18 protein-coding genes and 1 pseudogene are annotated in these 15,562 nt (G+C 71.0%); 5 read left to right on the top strand and 14 right to left on the bottom strand.

Annotated features, from left to right (window positions below; translation table 11 throughout):
* Positions 1 to 36 precede the first annotated feature (36 nt).
* The 3 genes and pseudogenes from Sdi02f_RS07505 to Sdi02f_RS07495 all read right to left on the bottom strand — a co-directional run.
* Complete coding sequence (locus Sdi02f_RS07505) at positions 37 to 957, bottom strand: prepilin peptidase (RefSeq protein ID WP_108932982.1); 921 nt, start codon at positions 955 to 957, stop codon at positions 37 to 39.
* Positions 954 to 3,971: a bacterial transcriptional activator domain-containing protein gene (locus Sdi02f_RS07500; RefSeq protein WP_108932981.1), complete on the bottom strand. Its 3,018-nt coding sequence runs from the start codon at positions 3,969 to 3,971 to the stop codon at positions 954 to 956. Before Sdi02f_RS07500 ends, Sdi02f_RS07505 begins: the two co-directional genes overlap by 4 nt.
* Before the next feature lie 183 nt (positions 3,972 to 4,154).
* A pseudogene (locus Sdi02f_RS07495) lies at positions 4,155 to 4,387 on the bottom strand (hypothetical protein); the annotation flags it as partial.
* A gap of 170 nt (positions 4,388 to 4,557) precedes the next feature.
* Between Sdi02f_RS07495 and Sdi02f_RS07490 the strand changes: the two are divergent.
* Genes Sdi02f_RS07490 through Sdi02f_RS07475 form a run of 4 tightly spaced genes read left to right on the top strand, consistent with a single transcriptional unit; the run spans position 4,558 to position 5,744 of the window.
* Positions 4,558 to 4,959 carry a hypothetical protein gene (locus Sdi02f_RS07490; RefSeq protein WP_159107638.1) on the top strand — a complete coding sequence of 134 codons (402 nt, stop codon included), beginning with the start codon at positions 4,558 to 4,560 and terminating at the stop codon, positions 4,957 to 4,959.
* Positions 4,956 to 5,150, top strand: coding sequence for a hypothetical protein (locus tag Sdi02f_RS07485; RefSeq protein ID WP_108932979.1), 195 nt, complete (start codon positions 4,956 to 4,958; stop codon positions 5,148 to 5,150). The genes Sdi02f_RS07490 and Sdi02f_RS07485 overlap by 4 nt, the downstream gene beginning before the upstream one ends.
* 37 nt (positions 5,151 to 5,187) lie before the next feature.
* On the top strand, positions 5,188 to 5,385 hold the full coding sequence (locus tag Sdi02f_RS07480) for a hypothetical protein (protein WP_079007774.1): 198 nt from the start codon (positions 5,188 to 5,190) through the stop codon (positions 5,383 to 5,385).
* Positions 5,386 to 5,405: 20 nt separating this feature from the next.
* A complete protein-coding gene (locus Sdi02f_RS07475; protein WP_053638117.1) occupies positions 5,406 to 5,744 on the top strand; it encodes a hypothetical protein in 339 nt (112 codons plus the stop codon).
* A 63-nt stretch (positions 5,745 to 5,807) separates the two neighbouring features.
* On the opposite strand, the gene Sdi02f_RS07470 is transcribed toward Sdi02f_RS07475, so the two are convergent.
* The 11 genes from Sdi02f_RS07470 to Sdi02f_RS07420 are packed head-to-tail and all read right to left on the bottom strand — an operon-like array spanning position 5,808 to position 14,207.
* Entirely contained in the window at positions 5,808 to 6,860 is a 1,053-nt protein-coding gene (locus Sdi02f_RS07470) for a hypothetical protein (protein ID WP_108932978.1), read from the bottom strand.
* Positions 6,848 to 7,510 carry a hypothetical protein gene (locus Sdi02f_RS07465; protein WP_108933267.1) on the bottom strand — a complete coding sequence of 221 codons (663 nt, stop codon included), beginning with the start codon at positions 7,508 to 7,510 and terminating at the stop codon, positions 6,848 to 6,850. Before Sdi02f_RS07465 ends, Sdi02f_RS07470 begins: the two co-directional genes overlap by 13 nt.
* A gap of 57 nt (positions 7,511 to 7,567) precedes the next feature.
* Positions 7,568 to 8,041, bottom strand: a complete 474-nt coding sequence (locus tag Sdi02f_RS07460; protein WP_031083395.1) for a pilus assembly protein TadG-related protein — start codon at positions 8,039 to 8,041, stop codon at positions 7,568 to 7,570.
* A complete protein-coding gene (locus tag Sdi02f_RS07455) occupies positions 8,038 to 8,478 on the bottom strand; it encodes a TadE/TadG family type IV pilus assembly protein (protein ID WP_108932977.1) in 441 nt (146 codons plus the stop codon). The genes Sdi02f_RS07460 and Sdi02f_RS07455 overlap by 4 nt, the downstream gene beginning before the upstream one ends.
* The gene (locus Sdi02f_RS07450; protein WP_053638120.1) at positions 8,479 to 8,940 is read right to left on the bottom strand and encodes a TadE family protein; all 462 of its coding nucleotides are present in this window, start codon (positions 8,938 to 8,940) and stop codon (positions 8,479 to 8,481) included.
* Between the two features lie 29 nt (positions 8,941 to 8,969).
* Entirely contained in the window at positions 8,970 to 9,221 is a 252-nt protein-coding gene (locus tag Sdi02f_RS07445; RefSeq protein ID WP_030401704.1) for a hypothetical protein, read from the bottom strand.
* Positions 9,222 to 9,278: 57 nt separating this feature from the next.
* Positions 9,279 to 10,205 (bottom strand): type II secretion system F family protein, encoded by a 927-nt coding sequence (locus Sdi02f_RS07440; protein ID WP_030401703.1) that lies wholly within the window; start codon positions 10,203 to 10,205, stop codon positions 9,279 to 9,281.
* Complete coding sequence (locus tag Sdi02f_RS07435) at positions 10,202 to 11,254, bottom strand: type II secretion system F family protein (protein ID WP_053664971.1); 1,053 nt, start codon at positions 11,252 to 11,254, stop codon at positions 10,202 to 10,204. The genes Sdi02f_RS07440 and Sdi02f_RS07435 overlap by 4 nt, the downstream gene beginning before the upstream one ends.
* Positions 11,255 to 11,268: 14 nt before the next feature.
* The gene (locus Sdi02f_RS07430) at positions 11,269 to 12,576 is read right to left on the bottom strand and encodes a TadA family conjugal transfer-associated ATPase (RefSeq protein WP_030401701.1); all 1,308 of its coding nucleotides are present in this window, start codon (positions 12,574 to 12,576) and stop codon (positions 11,269 to 11,271) included.
* A complete protein-coding gene (locus Sdi02f_RS07425; RefSeq protein ID WP_030401700.1) occupies positions 12,573 to 13,463 on the bottom strand; it encodes a hypothetical protein in 891 nt (296 codons plus the stop codon). The genes Sdi02f_RS07430 and Sdi02f_RS07425 overlap by 4 nt, the downstream gene beginning before the upstream one ends.
* A gap of 18 nt (positions 13,464 to 13,481) precedes the next feature.
* Positions 13,482 to 14,207 carry a hypothetical protein gene (locus Sdi02f_RS07420; protein ID WP_053638121.1) on the bottom strand — a complete coding sequence of 242 codons (726 nt, stop codon included), beginning with the start codon at positions 14,205 to 14,207 and terminating at the stop codon, positions 13,482 to 13,484.
* Between the two features lie 641 nt (positions 14,208 to 14,848).
* On the opposite strand from Sdi02f_RS07420, the gene Sdi02f_RS07415 reads away from it, so the two are divergent.
* On the top strand, positions 14,849 to 15,520 hold the full coding sequence (locus tag Sdi02f_RS07415; protein WP_167458139.1) for a hypothetical protein: 672 nt from the start codon (positions 14,849 to 14,851) through the stop codon (positions 15,518 to 15,520).
* The last annotated feature ends 42 nt before the right edge of the window (positions 15,521 to 15,562 follow it).

Genomic DNA, 15,562 nt, shown 5'->3' with positions numbered 1-15,562 from the left:
TGCCCAGCGTACGCCAGGCGTTTCGCCCGCCAGCGGTCAGGCCGCGTACGCCCCGGCCAGGATGCCGAGGAAGGCGCCCGCGACGAGGAACGGGCCGAAGGGGATGGCCGTCTTGCGGTCGGCGCGCCGGGCGACGAGGAGGGCGCCGCCGTACAGCGCCCCGAGCAGGAACCCGGCGAAGGTGCCCAGCATCAGCGTGGGCCAGCCGTACCAGCCGAGGGCGGCACCGGCGGCGAGGGCCAGCTTGACGTCGCCGAAGCCCATGCCGGCGGGGTTGACCAGGAACAGCACGAGGTAGCCCGCGCCGAGGACGAGGGCGCCGAGCAGGGCGGTGCTCCACTCCCCCGCGTGCTCGGGCACGAGCGCGGCCAGGCCGAGCAGGACGAGCGCGGCGCCGGCGAGCGGGAGGGTGAGCGGGTCGGGCAGCCGCCGCACCTTCAGGTCGACGGCGGCCAGCAGCACGCCGACCGGCGCCAGCAGCAGCCAGACGGCGACCTCGGGCCGGGTCCCGGTGGCGGCGGCGAGGGCGGCACAGACCAGGGCGGTGACGAGGGCGAGGGGTGCGGTGCGGGGGCCGTAGCGGGCGTCGGCGGACCGGCGGGGCTGACCGGGCTCCCGGCCGGACCGGCCGGGACGGTGGGACTCCCCGGAGTGACCGGACTCGCCGGAGTGACCGGGCTGCCCGGAGCGACCGGACTCGCCGGAGTGACCGGACTGCTCAGAGCGACCAAACTCTCCGGAGTGCCCGGACTCGCCGGCCGCGCACTGTCCGCACCGCGCCCGGCCGAGCCAGCCGCGTACGGGATGACCGCCCGGACACCGCTCGCGCCACGCCTCCCCGGAGGGGGCGGAGAACCGGTAGGCGGCAAGCGGCAGCAGCGCACCCGTGGCCGCGCCCCAGAGCGCGGCGACGAGGACGACCACGAGGTCGCTGTCGAGGCCGGTCGCGATGCTCATCCGGCGGCGGCGACGCCCTCGCGCCAGGTCGGCAGCAGTTCGTCGAGCAGCGCCTCGGTGCGCGGCGGCACACCGCGCGCCCCGCTGCGTGCGACGAGGTCGGCGGCGAGGGCACGCAGCCGGCCGGGGTCGCCGGTGGTGTGGGTGGCGCGCAGCAGTTCGTGCCACAGGCGCTCGTCGGCGGGGGCGGTGCGCAGGGCCGCGTTCAGCGCCTCGATGGCCTTCTCCGCGCGGTTCTTCTCCAGGTGGAACTCGCTGAGCGCCAGCCCGGTGTCCGCGACGAGCAGCGGGAGCTGGGCGTCGACGATCTCGTGGGTGAGCCAGCGGTAGCGGCCCTCGGGCCGGTCGGCGAGCAGCGGCCCGCGCACCAGCACCAGCGCGTCGGTGAGCAGCCGCCCGCGCACCTGGCGGCTGTCGACGCCCCGGCCCTGCGTGGCCTCGTAGTAGAGGGAGCGCAGTACGTCGAGGTCGGAGACGACGGACTTGGCGAGGACGAGCCGTCCGGTGGCGTCGTCGGCCAGCCGCGGCGTGCCGTCGGGGTCGGTGCCGAGCCAGGCCCGCAGCCGCTCCAGCAGCGCGTCGCGCACGTCCGCCGTCACGCCGCGCGGCCACAGCGCGGAGGACAGCACGCGCGGGTGGACGCCCTCGCGGTGCAGCAGGAGCAGCGCCAGCGCCTCGTGGAGCAGGGCGCTGCGCTCGCCGTCGGGCGCGTCCAGGCCGATGATCTCGTACGGTCCGACGAGGCGGGCGTACACGGCGGGCCGCCCCTGCTCGCTGATGTCGACGAGGAACGGCGGGGTGTGGCCCGTCCGCCCGGGGCCGCCCTCGGGACCGGAGCCGGGGCCGGAGTCCGGGTCGGCGTCGGTGAACAGCTCGACGACGGCACGCCGCTGGGCGACGGGCAGCGACTGGGCGTCCAGTTCGAGTCCGAGCAGCGGCGCGAGCAGCCGTCCCTCGCCGGTGATCTCCATCTCCCAGGCGGCGCCGGGCAGGTCGGCGCCGCCGGTGCCGACGAGGTAGCCGATGCCGAGCCGGCCCGCGTCGGCGGCCAGCTCCGCGAGCTGCACGGCCTGTTCGTCGGAGGGCTGGGCGGCGCACAGGACGAGGTGCGGGGCCCAACGCGTGTGCTGGGCGGGCCCGGTACGGCCGGTGAGCACGGAGTCGTGCCCGGCGGCGCCGAGCGCGCCGCGCCGCTGCCGGGTCTCGGCGGACATGGTCTCGAAGAGGTCCTCGAACCCGTCGAGGTGACGGATCCGGTTCGGCGCGAGGGGGGTGAGGTCGTCCCCGAACCCGACCAGGGTGATGGTCATGCGGTCCGACCAGCCGTTGGTGGCCAGCTCGGCGGCGACCGACGCGAACACGGCGGCCCGGTCGGCCTCGGTGCCGCTGAGCGAGACGATGCCGGGCACGGCCTCCAGGTTGAGCAGCAGGCGGGAGTCGTCCATGGTGCCGAGGCTGACGAGCCCCGGGTAGGGCGCGGCGGTCTCCGCGTCCTCGTACCCCTCGGCGTCGGCGCGGGCCAGCATCCAGAAGGTCTGGTCCTGCCCCTGCTGCCAGGGCGCGGGCGGCTTCCCGGCGGGCTGGGCGAGCTGGAGGTGCAGGTCGCCGTTGCCGCTCATCCAGGCCGCGTACACGACGGGCAGCGGGCGGGACTCGGCGGTGAGGGAGGCGGCCAGCCCGCGCAGCGACCGGTCGAGCAGGCGTACGCCCTCGGGGTCGGCGCCGACGAGCAGCGCGTCCTGCACGTCCTGGGCGTCTCCGGTCGGTGTGGGCGGCTCCATGCCGCGCCGTCCGCCGACCGCGCCGAGCGCCGACTGCCACAGCGCCTGCCGGCGCCGGCGCCCGAGGGCACCGAGGAGACCGGCGGCGAGGAGGGGCGAGGCGAGCAGTGCCTCGGGCAGCCCGAAGGAGTCCTCGGCCTGTCCGGCGGCGGGGGTGGCGTGCTCCTGCCCCGTGCCGGGGACGGGGGTGGCGGGCGTGACCGGGTTGGCGGGCGCGGGTGCGGGCCGCTGCTCGGGCAGGGAGACCTGGGCGTCGCCAGCGCCTTGCGCTCCGCCGCCTTGGGCGTGGTCACCGGTCTTCGCGTAGTCGCTGATCTGCTGCTGCACCTGCTCGGAGACGTTCGGCGCCTCGTCGGGCATCTCGACCAGCTCGCCGCCGCGGGCGTCGCCGGGCATCTCCATGATCCAGCCGGGACGGATGAGGGAGGCCTCCGACAGCCGGGACCCGTCCGGCTGAACGCGGTCCTTGTTGAGCTCGAAGATCTCCTTGTACCGCCGCCCGTCACCGAGGTGCCGTTCGGCCACCTCCCAGAGGGAGTCGTGGTGACGCCCCTCGGGCGGCTGGATGCGGTAGTACTTCGTGTCGCCGTGCGCGGCGGCCGCGCCCCCGTCGGCACGGGCCGCGGCCTGCCCCGCCTGCCCGGCCTGCTCGGCGAGGGCACCCGCGGTGGCGGCGGCCTGCTCCTGCTGCTGGGCGAAGAGTCCCGGCGTCTGCTGGGCCGCGGCGACGGCCGGCTTCTGGTTCCCCTCCAGGCTCTGCCCGAGCTGCGACAGCCCCGGCGTGAGGCTCGCCGCGGTGGCACCGACGAGCAGCAGGGCGGCGACGAGCTGCCGGGCGAGGAGCTGACTGGGCCCCGACCCCGGCACCCGCCCCGGCACGCCGACACCGGAGACCGCGGCCTTGACCTCGACGAGCACGCAGGCGGTGAACTGCGCCCAGGCGAGCCAGACGACGACGGTGAGGATGGACAAGAACGTGTGGACCGTGATCTCACGCTGGAGCCAGTCGAGCCCGGGCGCACCGTCGGGGAACGGCCACCCGATCTGGGTCGCCAGCGCCAGCGGCACCCCCGCGACCAGCACGAGCAGCACCACGAGGGCCAGGAACGCCTTGACGAAGTCCCCGAACGTCCGCCGCCGCACCCGCACCGGCTGCGGCGTGCGGTTCCGCGGAGCGGAGGGTGCCGGGGGAGCCGTCGAGCTGGAGGAGCTGGTGGAGCGGCGTCGCGGCATGGCGGGTGTCCTGTGTCGAGTGCGGGAGGAATCAACTGCGTGAGCGCTGGGAGGCTCGTCGAGCCTACAGAGATCTTATGGACTGGCACCGACGGCGGAGAAGGCCACGAAGGACGGGGACTGCAACTCCTGCCCCCTTCATCCCCCTTTGCCCGCGAAGCCGCCGTACTGCCCCACCGGTTCCTACCGGTTGACGGCCTGGACCTCCCGCACGGTCACGTCCTGCGCGGCCTCGAAGGTGCCGTCGGGCAGGTCGCCGCGGGATCCGCCGGAACCTTCCCAGGAGATCTCCCAAGTGATCGACGCCTTCAACCGGTACGGTCCGCCGTCGCTCGCCCGCAGGTACGTGATCCCGCAGGGAGGTGTGCGTTCGGCATCGCCCTTGCTGTGGGGGTGCCGATGGAGCCGTTGGCATTGTCCCCCGCCCAGGAGATGGCCAACATTCTTGGCATCACAGTAAAGGCACCCAACAACGCGGCGGGAGCATCACCGATCGGCGACGGGCCATTCACACCCGCCACATGAACAAGGGAAGCTGGAGAACCTTCCTACCTATCCTGTAAGTGTCGGAAAGCAAGGAAATGAAATGATCAGAACTGCCGGTTTCTTCCAAGAGCAACCTTGTAGTTGGGGGATCGAACGAGAGTCTTCGATCCATGACCTTGTACGCCCAGTGGGTGAAGCCGATGAAGCGGACATTGTCGACTATCTCGTCAACGGGGTCGATATTTTCAGCGAGATGGGAGCGGAACTGGATGTCCTGTCCGCCGACAGCTTTCCCATCACAGGCGGCGCATCCTTGAAAACCGACGGGGACTGGGTCTGGCGCCTCGATTTGCCTCACTACGTGGACTCCTACCATGTGGTTCTACCGGCGGACTTTCTTCAAACCATCAGGTCACGTGACTATGTTGTGCCACAGCTTGACCAGGACACGTTGTTCTCCGTCCTGGAAGAGGTGACGGGAATTGACTACCGAAGGAAGTGACCTCCGGTGCCCTCCACCTGGGCTGCATGGCCGAGAACTTCGACGGCGTCCCCCTCTCGGCCACCGTCACCGTGTCCGTCCTGGGGGCCAAGAACAAGCAGAGCCTCGCCCTGTCGCCGACCTACGCGCCATCGCCGAGAGCCTACGCACGATCACCGCACGCCGCGAAGGCGACGCCTGGCGCAAGGTGACGACCGTCGACGTCCCTGAAATGGCTCGGCTGCACGGATGTACGGCGTGGAGGGCGTGCCCGTCGCCCCGGGCGACAGCCGTACCCTTCGTATGGTGCTGCCGCAGACGTACATCCCCGTGCCTGGAACCGCCGACCAGGCGGTCCTCGTCTCCGGAGCCAGCCCGGTGCTGGATCTCGCCGAGGCGTTCCACGGCATCTTCGACGCGCTGACCAGCACCTTCCGATTCGTCTGACAGGTTGGGGGCTTCGGGCCATGGGCAAGGGCAAGAGCGACCTCGCACTGCCGTTGACCGAGCTGGAGGACTACGGGCGCCGGCTGCGGTCGCTCAAGACGCGGCTGAACCACACGAAGAAACTCTTCGAGTCCTACAAGGACGACATCGGCGACGGCAGCGTCAACGACGCCCTCGACGACTTCGAGTCCAACTGGGAGGACGGCCGCGAGGACATCAGTCAGCAGCTCGACGCCCTCGCCAGCATGTCCGACGCCGTTGTGCGCGAGTTCAAGAAGCTCGACGACGAACTGACCAAGCAGGTCAACGACGCAGTGAAGACGGAGGACAAGCGGGGCGGAAAGGGCGGCGGCACATAGCGCCACCGCCCGCATTCGTCCGCCGCGCCGCCACTCGGCGATTCCGAACCCGAGTGCCGCGTTCTAGCGGTTCACCGACTGGATCTCCTGCACCGTCACATCCCGCGTGGCACCGAACGTGCCGTCGGGAAGGGTGCCGCCCTCGCCCGTGGTGCTGGTCCACGTGATCTTCCAGGTGACGGTGGCCCGCAAGGGATACGAGCCGCCGGAGCCGGAGGAGCGCAGGTAGGTGACGCCGCAGGGCGGGGTGTCGTTCGCCCTGCCCTCCGTGTACGGCGCCCCGATGCTGCCGTCGGCGTTCAGCCGGCAGACGCCCGACGCCGGGTACGTACGGGCGTCGCGCGTGCCGGGGTCGATGCGGAGGGAGACGGGTTCGGCAGTGGTCGTGGCGGAGAGACCGGTGCCGGGGAGGCTTGCAGTGACCGAGATCTTCTTGAACGTCGCCTTGTCCAGCCAGATCCAGGTGGGCAGGTTCACCTTCGTCGCCCCGGCCGGACGCATCTCGATCTCCGTGCCGGGGACCGGGAGTTCGTCGTAGGCGTACTCGGCGAGTACCTTCGGCGACACGGCGAGGGGCTCGTCGGGGGTCGTGCCGTTGTCCACCCAGAACGGGGGCTTGTCGCAGGCGCTGGCCTCGGGGTCGTCCTTGCGGTTCGGGTTGACCGCGGCGGCCCAGAACATTCCCTCGCCCTGCTTGTCGAGGTTGTAGTCCTTGTATGGTTTGCCGTCCTTGTAACGGCTGTCCAGCAGGTCGCCGACGAGGTCTCCGACATCACCGACGAACGGCAACCCGTTGAGTCCCCGCCACAGCTTGACGGTCTCCTGGATCTCCTTGGGGGAGAACGCGGGCTCGTACCAGCAGGCGGGAGGCGTCCAGTTGCTGTTCGCCGACGTGAGCGTGCCGCTCTTCGCGGTGCGACTGCTGCCGCTGACGGTCGTCTGCACCTTGGTCTGCACGTAGATGTTGCGGCCGCTGCGACCGCCGTCGGCGTCTTTGCTGTTGCCGCTCGAGGTGGTGCGGTCCGCCCATGCGAGTGGCGCGGCCTGCAAAGTGATCAGGAGTGAGACGGCGGCGCCGAGGACGGTGGTCCTGGTGACACGGTTCATGGCTGGCATGCCTCGCTTCCACGCTCGGAACTGCTCTTGGTCGTCTGCCAGACCCCCTTCTCGTTCTTCCTCAGGCGGTCGTTGTAGAGGACGTACGACTGCTTGGTCGCCTCGGTGACGTTGACCTTCCCGGTCTTGGTGTCCTTGGTGTAGCCCTTGGACTCGTCGGCGCAGTAGACCAACCCCGCCGAACCGTCCTTGCTGAAAGTGACCTTGCGATCGAAGTAGCGGACGGTTCCTGTGACGGTCACACCGTCCTTGACGAAGCCGCTGATCCACTCCACAGAGCCGAGGTAGGCCGCGTCCTTGCTGTAGAAGCCCACCGTCTCGGACTTGGGGTCCTGCTTGCCGATCGCCTCGTCGATGGCACGGAGGTACTCCGCGTTGTCCTTCAGTACGGCATCCGTCCTGGTGTCCCCGGTGATCTCCGGGTCGAAGACCAGGTTGTCGCCCTCCGGCAGTCGCACCGTGGGCCGGTCCACCCCGTCCCCGCTCGCGGACGGCGACGGCGATGCCGGTGCCGAAGAACCCGTGTCCGCGCCCGCGATCTCGTTCTTGCCCGAGTCGTCCGAGTCCGAGCCGCCGCAGGCGGTCAGCAGCAGGGCCACCGCCGTTGTCAGGGCGGCGACAGCGGTCGCGGTCGTCGTGCGTGTGCGCATGGGGGTCGTACCTCCGTTGGTGGGGAAGGACAGCGGTCGCAGTCGCAGCGTCATCGGTCAGCCCACCTCGTTCTCCGCCACCGCCCGGCCGTGGACCACCACGGCGCCGCCGTAGAACGCCCCCGTGAAGACCGGGGAGTACGTGAGCTGGACCTCGACCTGCACGCGTGCGGCGTCGGCCGCCACGCAGTGGGTCGCGGCGATGTCGGCGCCGGTCAGGTTCATCTCGGCGGCGAATGCCTTGACCCGGGCGTCGCAGTTCTCGTAGTTGATGGGGGCGGGGCCGCCCGTGTCGTCGTAGAGGGCCTCGCGGTCGATGTCCTGGGCGGCGTAGCGGGCGGCCTGTTCGGCGATGTCCGCGGCGCGTTCGCGCTTGGAGATGGACATGCCGCCGTCGATGACGAAGGCCGAGAGAGCGAGGAAGACCAGCGCGAAGATGATGACCGCGCCGGCGCCGGAGCCGCGGTCGTCCAGGTGGGCCGTCCGGTCCGCCGACCACGCGCGCGCACGGGAGCTGACGAGGGATCTCACGCCGTCCTCCGGTACGGGTCCAGCGGGGAGCTGAAGCTCGCCGAGAGGGTGGTGGGGATGTCGAGGCCGATCATCGACAGGCCCCGCACCTCGCAACTCACCTCGACCGTGAAGAGCGTGTCCGGTTCGAAGCCCGCGCTCTTCTGGACGACGGAGACCGGACCGGAGCAGACGTCCGCCAGGTCGGCCCGGGCCGCCTTCCTCGCCTCCGCCATCGCCGTGCCGTGGTCCTTCTGGATCGACCCCGCGCGAGCCGCGTCCCGGGCCGCGCCGTCCAGGGCGCCGCGGCCTTCGACGAGCTGGCCGAAGCCCACCAGGACGAGGATGAAGAGGATCATCACCGGGGCGAGGATCACCACCTCGATGGTGGACAGGCCCCGGTCGCCGGAGCCGGCCGCCCGGGGGGAGGGCCGGGTACGGGAGCGGACGGCGGCCATCTAGTTCCCTCCCTCCTGCACGAAGCGTTCCACCGGTCCCATCGACTGCGCGTGCACCGTCAGGTCCAGGCCGGGGAACACGGTGGGGACCCGGGCCGTGATCTCCACGCCGACCGTGTCCTGTTCGGGCTGGAGCGTCTTCACGTCCGGGGCCAGGACCAGTTGGGGGCCCAGTTGGCGGATGTAGCTGTCGACCACGTCCCGCGCCTCGCCCCGCCAGCCGCCCGGCTGGTCGTGCGCCGTCGCGCGGGCCTTGCGGGCGCCCGCCTGGGCCGCCGCCTGGGCCACGTGGTCGGCGAAGAAGTACAGACCGAACTGCACCGTCGCGAAGATCATGAAGAAGAGGACCGGCGTGAGAAACACGAACTCGATCGCGGTCATGCCGGAATCGCCGCGGGTGGCCGCCGCCGCACGCGCGGCCTCCACCCTGCGGCGCACCCGTCCGAGCACGCTTGCCCGCATCCCCGTGTACCCCGTACGTCCGCTCGGCCTCAGCAGGTGCCGCTCGCGTCGGCGCCCTCGATGCAGTCGCCGACCTTGGTGGCGCCCTTGTCCAGCGCCTGGCTGATGATGGCGGCCACGACGCCGACGATCGCGACGACGACCGCCGAGATGATGACCCACTCGACGGCGGACGCACCGCGGTCGAGTTCGCCGGAGCGGGCACGCTGCACACGGCCCTGCAGGAAGGTGACCAGGAAGTCCACGGCCGGGATACCGGTGCGGAAGTTCCGTCCGTTCATGGTGATGTGTCCTCTCGAATCAGATTCTGGAAGCGGCTCGGAGCTGGCAGAGCTGAGTCACACCTGAAACACCCGCATCGCCGCCGGGTAGATCAGGAACACCAGGAACCCGGCGCACAGCAGGAGCTGGGCCACGAGCATCGACTGGGACTTCTCACCCGCGCTGCCCTCGATCTCGGCGAGTTCGCGGTGGCGCATGGTCTCGGCACGGGAGGCCAGGGACTCGCGGACCTTGGCGCCGTCGTCCGCCACCAGGGCGAGCGAGGCGGAGAGGTCCTTGAGCTCCTCGACACCCAGGTCCTCGCCGAGCTGGCCCAGCGCCTGCCACTGGCTGATGCCCGTGATGCGCGCGTCGGCCAGGGCGTTGCGGATGCGGTGGGTCGCCCAGCCGTCCGACACCTCCGCCGCCGCCATCAGGGCCTCCGGCAGACCCCGGCCGCCGGCCAGGCTCATGGAGACCAGGTCCAGGTAGGCGCCGATCACGCGCCGCAGGTCACGGCGCTTGTCGGCGGCGTCCCGGCGTACTTCCAGGTCGGGCAGGAAGAAGAAGAGCGCGGCGCAGAGCAGGGCCAGCCACACCGGGATGACCGGGCTGTCGCCGAAGCCCAGCTGCCAGACGATGGCGAACAGGAGCGGGCCGAAGAACAGACCGCCCACGGCCAGCAGCACCTTGGTCGCCAGGAACTTCTCCCAGCTCCGGTCGAGGACCGCCAGGTCCGCCCGCAGCGAGCGCTGCTGCCAGCCCTGCTGCAGGTACAACTCGGCGACCCGGGCACCGATCTGGGCGCGCAGCGAGTCCAGACGGCCGGTGCTCTGTGCCGTGCGCGACGAGGAGGACTCGTACGCCGCCCCGCGCGCCCGCATCGCGTCGATCCGCGCGACCTGCTGGATCGGGCTGCGCCTGCTCGGCATCAGAGCACGGACCAGGGCGTAGATCCCCAGGCCGATGACGGCACCGACCAGGACCGGCATGGTCAGGTTCATCGTCGTCCCCCCTCGTCCCCAGACGCCGCCGACGGCTGAGCCGGTTGCGGCAGGCGCTGTACGGGCTGTCCCGGCTGACCCGGCTGACCCGGCGTGCGGGGCCGGACGAACTGGACGTCGGCGCTGTCGCGGACCAGGAAGCGGTCCGGCGTCTCGATGGTGGACAGCTTGCGCATCCACCAGAAGCCGAGGGCGAACAGGCCGCACACGCAGGCCAGTACGAGCTGACCGACGGGTGAGCTGTACGGCTCGACGAAGTCGCGGTTGAAGATGGACAGGCCGAGGACGAAGAGCACCGACACCGCGACGACGATCTGCACGGAGCGGCGGGTCGAGGCGCGCTGGGCCATCACGCGCTGGCGCATGTCGACCTCCTCGCGCGCCGACTTGGCGAGCGCGCCGAGCACCTGCCGCAGACCCGGGCCGCGCAGCCGCGCGTTGAGGATCAGCGCCGCGACGATGATGTCGGCGGACGCGTCGTCGATCTCGTCGGCGAGGTGCTGGAGCGCGTCGGGCAGCGGGGTGCGCGAGCGCAGCCGGTCGACGAGGGCGTCCAGGTGGGGACGGAGGACCGGGGCCGCGGCGCGGGCCGAGGCGGGGATGGCCTGCTCCAGGCCGACCGCGCCCGCGATGGTGTCGCGCAGCGACTCCGTCCAGGAGGCGAGCGCCTCGACCCGCTTCATGGCGGCGCGTTCCTCCGCGGCGCCGCCGAAGAGGCGGTCCCAGAAGAAGACGAGGACACCGGCCGCGATGCCGAGCACCGCCCAGCGGGTCAGCAGCAGGACGACGAGACCGACGATGACCGCGGCGGAGCCGCGCCGGCCCGCCCAGCGGATCAGCTCGTTGACGCGCTCACTGGCCTGCCGCTTCTCGTGCTCGGGCTTGGCGGGCAGTCCGCGTACGGCGACGAGGAACAGGGCCAGGCCGCCACCGACGGCGACACCGCAGCCGAGGGCGTACAGGACCGTGGTGGAGAACAGTCCGCCCATGGAGCCGAGCGAGTCCAGTGCCGCGAGCGTGGTGGTCGTGGGGGTCGTGGGGGTCGTCATCTCCATCCGTCCCCTCACCCCCACGTTCCGTTGGGCCGGTAGCCGTAGGCGATGAGTTCCTCCAGGCAGGCGATGGGGGCGTGCGGGACGACCTGGCCGTCGGCGGTCTCGGCGAACACCTCGCTGGACAGCACGCGCCCGTCCACGCCGTTGACCTCGCGGACCGAGGTGACCATGCGCTGGAGGCGTCCGCCGTTGTGGAAGTCGTTGCGCCGCTGGACGAAGACAACGAAGTTGACGGCGCCCGCCACCAGCATCTGGCTGGCCTCGATCGGCAGCCGCTCGGCCGCCTGGAGGGCGTACGTGGAGATGCGGTTGAAGACCTCGTGCGAGCTGTTGGCGTGGATGGTGGAGAGCGAGCCGTCGTTGCCCTGCGACATCGCGTTCAGCATGGTGACGATCTCGTCGCCGAGCACCTCGCCGACGATGACGCGGGAGGGGTTCATGCGCAGGGAACGGCGGACCAGCTCGGCCATGCTGATGGCGCCCTGGCCCTCGGAGTTGGGCAGCCGCTCCTCGAACGCCACGACGTTGGGGTGGAGTTCGGGGAAGGTGTCGAGGCCCAGCTCCAGCGCGCGCTCGACGGTGATCAGGCGTTCGTTCGGCGGGATCTCGTTGGCGAGGGCACGCAGCAGCGTCGTCTTGCCGGCGTTGGTGGCGCCCGCGATCATGATGTTCTTGCGGGCCCGGACCGCGCAGGCCAGGAAGTGGCCCAGCTCGGGGGTGAGGGTGCCGTTGCCGACCAGGTCGGAGATGAAGACCTTGCCCAGGCGGGCGCGGCGGATGGACAGCGCCGGGCGCCGGGCGACGTCCATGACCGCCGACAGACGCGAACCGTCCGGCAGCCTGAGGTCCAGCTGCGGGTTGGCGGAGTCGAAGGGGCGGGAGGACAGGCCCGAGTAGGCGCCGAGGATCTGGATCAGCTCGATGAGTTCCTCGTCGGTCTCGGCGACCGGCTCGCCGCGCACCTCGCGCCCGTCGGAGTAGCCGACGAAGACGTGGTCGCAGCCGTTGATGTCGATGTTCTCGACCTCGGGGTCGTCGAGCAGCGGCTGGAGGCGCCCCACGCCGAACAGCGCGGCGTGCACGGCCGCCGCGTACGCCTCCTCGGTCTCCGCGTCCGGCGGCGTGCGCCCGGCGTTGATCTCGGCGCGGGCGTACTCCTCGAGTATCTGCGCGATGACGGCGCGGGCGTAGTGCCGTTCGTCCTCGGTGGACATCGGGGGCACGCCGGCGGCCTGGTCCTGGCGGCGCTGCTCGGCGATGCGGTCACCGGCGTCCTGCCGGAACCGCTTGACCAACGAGTGGTCGACAGCGGTCATCGGCCGGCCCCCGCGTGGCCTGACGTGCCGGCCGGACCCGCCGGGCCGGGACCGGCGTGACCTGCGGCGCCGGGACCGGTGGGCAGGGACCAGGCGGCGCCGAACTGCTGGTACAGGTCCGAGGCGACCTTGCGGGCCGAGCGGATGAGCAGCGACTTCTCCAGCCGTCCGCGCCTGCGCCCGGCCAGCTGGTCGGCCCCGGCCGGGTCGTCGGCGATCGTGCCGACCACGCGGGCCCCGGTCTGGGCGTGCACCAGCATGTCGTTGACCTGGCCGGAGAGCTTGGCGGCGTTGTTGGTGTCGGCGACGAGGACGACGCCGACCAGCGGCAGGCCGAGGCTCGACGCGCCGCGGGGTCCGCCGTGCAGCTTGTTGGACAGGGCGGCGGCACGGTCGCGGACCCGGGCGATGGCCTCCGGCTCGGTGCGGGACAGCAGGAGGACGAGGGCGGCGTGCGGGAACAGCTCGGTCACCGGGGAGTCCCCGCTGACGCGGCCGCAGTCGGCGATGACGTCGGCGGGCGCGTTCGGGGAGTCGGCGAGGGAGGCGAAGGCCCGGCCGAGCGTGGGCCACAGGCCCGCGAGCCCGGCGGCCTGCTCGGCGATGCCGAGTCCGACCAGCACCTCCAGGCCGCCGCTGAGCGGCTGCACGTGGTCCCAGAGCTGGTCGGGCACGAGGCCGCGGCGGGCGGTCGCGGCGATCGACAGCATGCCGGTGTTCGGGTTCAGCGGTCCGCCGTGCGCGGCGGCGGACCGGTACACCAGGTCGCCGCCCGCCGGGTCGGTCTCGGCGAGCAGGACGCGGCGCGGCCAGACCGCCGCGAGGGCGACGGCCGCGGTGGTGACGCCGGGGGAACCCTTGTCGGCGGCGAGGGCGATGAGGGCCATGGCTTCTTCGGTCGCCTTCTACTTGGCGGTGATGCGCACGAGGGCGACCTCGCCCGCGGACGAGGCCGAGGCGAGGGCGGCCGCGTCGCCTTCGTCGACGAGGAGGGTGATGGACTTGCCGCCGGTGCTCACGGTGGCGTCGCCCTCCCCCTTCACGTTCTCCACCGAGGCGTTGGCGATGAACCCGTTGCCGGAGGAGGAGGACGACGAGTCCTTGTCGGACGAGTCGGAGCTGCTGGAGCTGGAACCGCTCGTGCCGACCCGGTACGCGGCGACCGTGTCACCGCTCTTGATGTCCGCGTAGTACTGGCCGTCCTTGAGCGCCAGACCGACCGACGCCTTGCCCTCGGGCATCTGCGCCTTGGCGCCGAACATCTCGCCGACGACGACGGTGCCGCTGTAGATCGTGGACTTGGCCTGGAGCTTCATCAGGCTCGCCCGCTGGTCCCAGGGCACGAAGTGGGCGCCGGAGTCGTCGTTGACCATGACGACCTTGATGTTGTCCTCGGTGATGGACGCGCCGGGCTTGATGTCCGCCGTCACCTGGATCGCCTCGACCCGGTCACCGACCTGCAGCACGAGCATCGTCGCGCCGAGCGCGCCCAGCAGGATCAGCAGCACGGCCAGCGCGGCCAGCGCCGGTTTGCGCTCGCGAGGAGGGCTGGGAAGCCGGTCACCGACCGACGGCTGAGCCGGAGCCGCGGAACGTCCCGCGCCCGCCCCCGTACGCTCCTGGATCTTCACGCAACCGCTCCCCGTACAACCAAGAGAATTGTCTGCCCCGTACCCACTCGGGCGCCTATCGCCCAAGTAAGCGGAATCATCTGCCATTTCGGACACTTCGCCCGCGCCCGCCCGACCGGTGGCGTCCCGGGACATCCCCTGACGCACCCACCCGACCCGGGCGAATAACCGGCAGTACGGCGAGTGTCAAGCCATCGCACCGTATCAGCCGCACATAAGCCCCTCAAGGCACGCCCACCCCTTGCCCCCTCACCCCGCGCACCATTACTCATCTGCAACTTCGCACCCTGGCAGGCCCCTTGAGCACCGCCCGCCGAGCGGCCACCTCTACTGTGCTCGCGCGAATCACGGACGACCAGAGCCGGACGCCGTCCGCGTGCCCTTCGTCACGCTGCGCCCATCACCCCTGCACGATTCACTCACGAGGGAGCCGGCCACCCGTGCCATGATCTTCGCTCGGACCGGTGACGGGGCGGGCACGCGGTGGGCGCGGGAGACGCGAGGCTGCCGTCGGCGGTGGTGAAGGCGCGGCTCGGTTAGCACGGTTGACGGCCCTTCGGCCATTCACCCTGGCGAAACCAGGAACCCCCTGGATACCGTCGTTGGTCTCGACCGCACTTCTGTCTCACGGGGAGTCCACTGTGAAGCGCCGCTCTTTGCCCGTTGCTGCCGCGCTCGTCGCCTCAGCAGCCCTGCTGCTGACGGCCTGCGGGGGCGGGGACGACAAGTCCAGCGACAACGACAAGATCGCGGGGGCCGACCAGTCGACGGAGACCCCGAAGGAGTCCGCGACACCCTCGACGGCGCCGGCGGAGGACAAGCCGGACGGTGTGGACCTGTCGCTGCCCAAGGACATGAACTTGGTCTTCGACTGGAAGACCCCCAAGGACAAGAATGAAGCAGCCGCCATGGAGGATGCGGCGAACTTCATCCGCGCGATCTATCGGGGCGTCGACAAGCGCACGGCCAAGGACGCATCCTTGGCCGCCTATGCCACCGATGACGGCCTGAAGTACGCGCGAACGCAGATCAACGCCAGGCTCGAAGGGGACTGGACATCGACCGGCACCCGGCGCCACTACCAGGCGACCACCCGGTCCGCCCCCAACGGGAATTCGGTCGAGGTCGCCTTCTGCGTGGACTCGAGCAAGTTCTATTCTAAGGAGATCAAGACCGGAAAGATCCTGAAGGGCGCACCCAGCATCACGGATTACGACTACTTCAAGATCATCATGGTCAAGGTTCCCACCGGGGATGAACTGTGGCAGGCGTCGAAGGTGTTCGTCGAGGGGAAGGCAGCCAAGTGCCAGTGACCAGGTCACGACGAGCAGCTCTTCACACCTGCGCGACGGGCC

This window comes from Streptomyces ardesiacus, assembly GCF_003112575.1.
Lineage (GTDB): Bacteria > Actinomycetota > Actinomycetes > Streptomycetales > Streptomycetaceae > Streptomyces > Streptomyces ardesiacus.
This window is presented reverse-complemented; position numbering and strand designations above follow the sequence as displayed.

Bases quoted from the DNA above. Each gene is read 5' to 3' on its own strand.
- Sdi02f_RS07505 (WP_108932982.1), bottom strand. From the start codon at position 957: ATGAGCATCGCGACCGGCCTCGACAGCGACCTCGTGGTCGTCCTCGTC.
- Sdi02f_RS07500 (WP_108932981.1), bottom strand. From the start codon at position 3,971: ATGCCGCGACGCCGCTCCACCAGCTCCTCCAGCTCGACGGCTCCCCCG.
- Sdi02f_RS07490 (WP_159107638.1), top strand. From the start codon at position 4,558: ATGATCAGAACTGCCGGTTTCTTCCAAGAGCAACCTTGTAGTTGGGGG.
- Sdi02f_RS07480 (WP_079007774.1), top strand. From the start codon at position 5,188: ATGTACGGCGTGGAGGGCGTGCCCGTCGCCCCGGGCGACAGCCGTACC.
- Sdi02f_RS07475 (WP_053638117.1), top strand. From the start codon at position 5,406: ATGGGCAAGGGCAAGAGCGACCTCGCACTGCCGTTGACCGAGCTGGAG.
- Sdi02f_RS07470 (WP_108932978.1), bottom strand. From the start codon at position 6,860: ATGCCAGCCATGAACCGTGTCACCAGGACCACCGTCCTCGGCGCCGCC.
- Sdi02f_RS07465 (WP_108933267.1), bottom strand. From the start codon at position 7,510: ATGCGCACACGCACGACGACCGCGACCGCTGTCGCCGCCCTGACAACG.
- Sdi02f_RS07455 (WP_108932977.1), bottom strand. From the start codon at position 8,478: ATGGCCGCCGTCCGCTCCCGTACCCGGCCCTCCCCCCGGGCGGCCGGC.
- Sdi02f_RS07450 (WP_053638120.1), bottom strand. From the start codon at position 8,940: ATGCGGGCAAGCGTGCTCGGACGGGTGCGCCGCAGGGTGGAGGCCGCG.
- Sdi02f_RS07445 (WP_030401704.1), bottom strand. From the start codon at position 9,221: ATGAACGGACGGAACTTCCGCACCGGTATCCCGGCCGTGGACTTCCTG.
- Sdi02f_RS07440 (WP_030401703.1), bottom strand. From the start codon at position 10,205: ATGAACCTGACCATGCCGGTCCTGGTCGGTGCCGTCATCGGCCTGGGG.
- Sdi02f_RS07435 (WP_053664971.1), bottom strand. From the start codon at position 11,254: ATGACGACCCCCACGACCCCCACGACCACCACGCTCGCGGCACTGGAC.
- Sdi02f_RS07430 (WP_030401701.1), bottom strand. From the start codon at position 12,576: ATGACCGCTGTCGACCACTCGTTGGTCAAGCGGTTCCGGCAGGACGCC.
- Sdi02f_RS07425 (WP_030401700.1), bottom strand. From the start codon at position 13,463: ATGGCCCTCATCGCCCTCGCCGCCGACAAGGGTTCCCCCGGCGTCACC.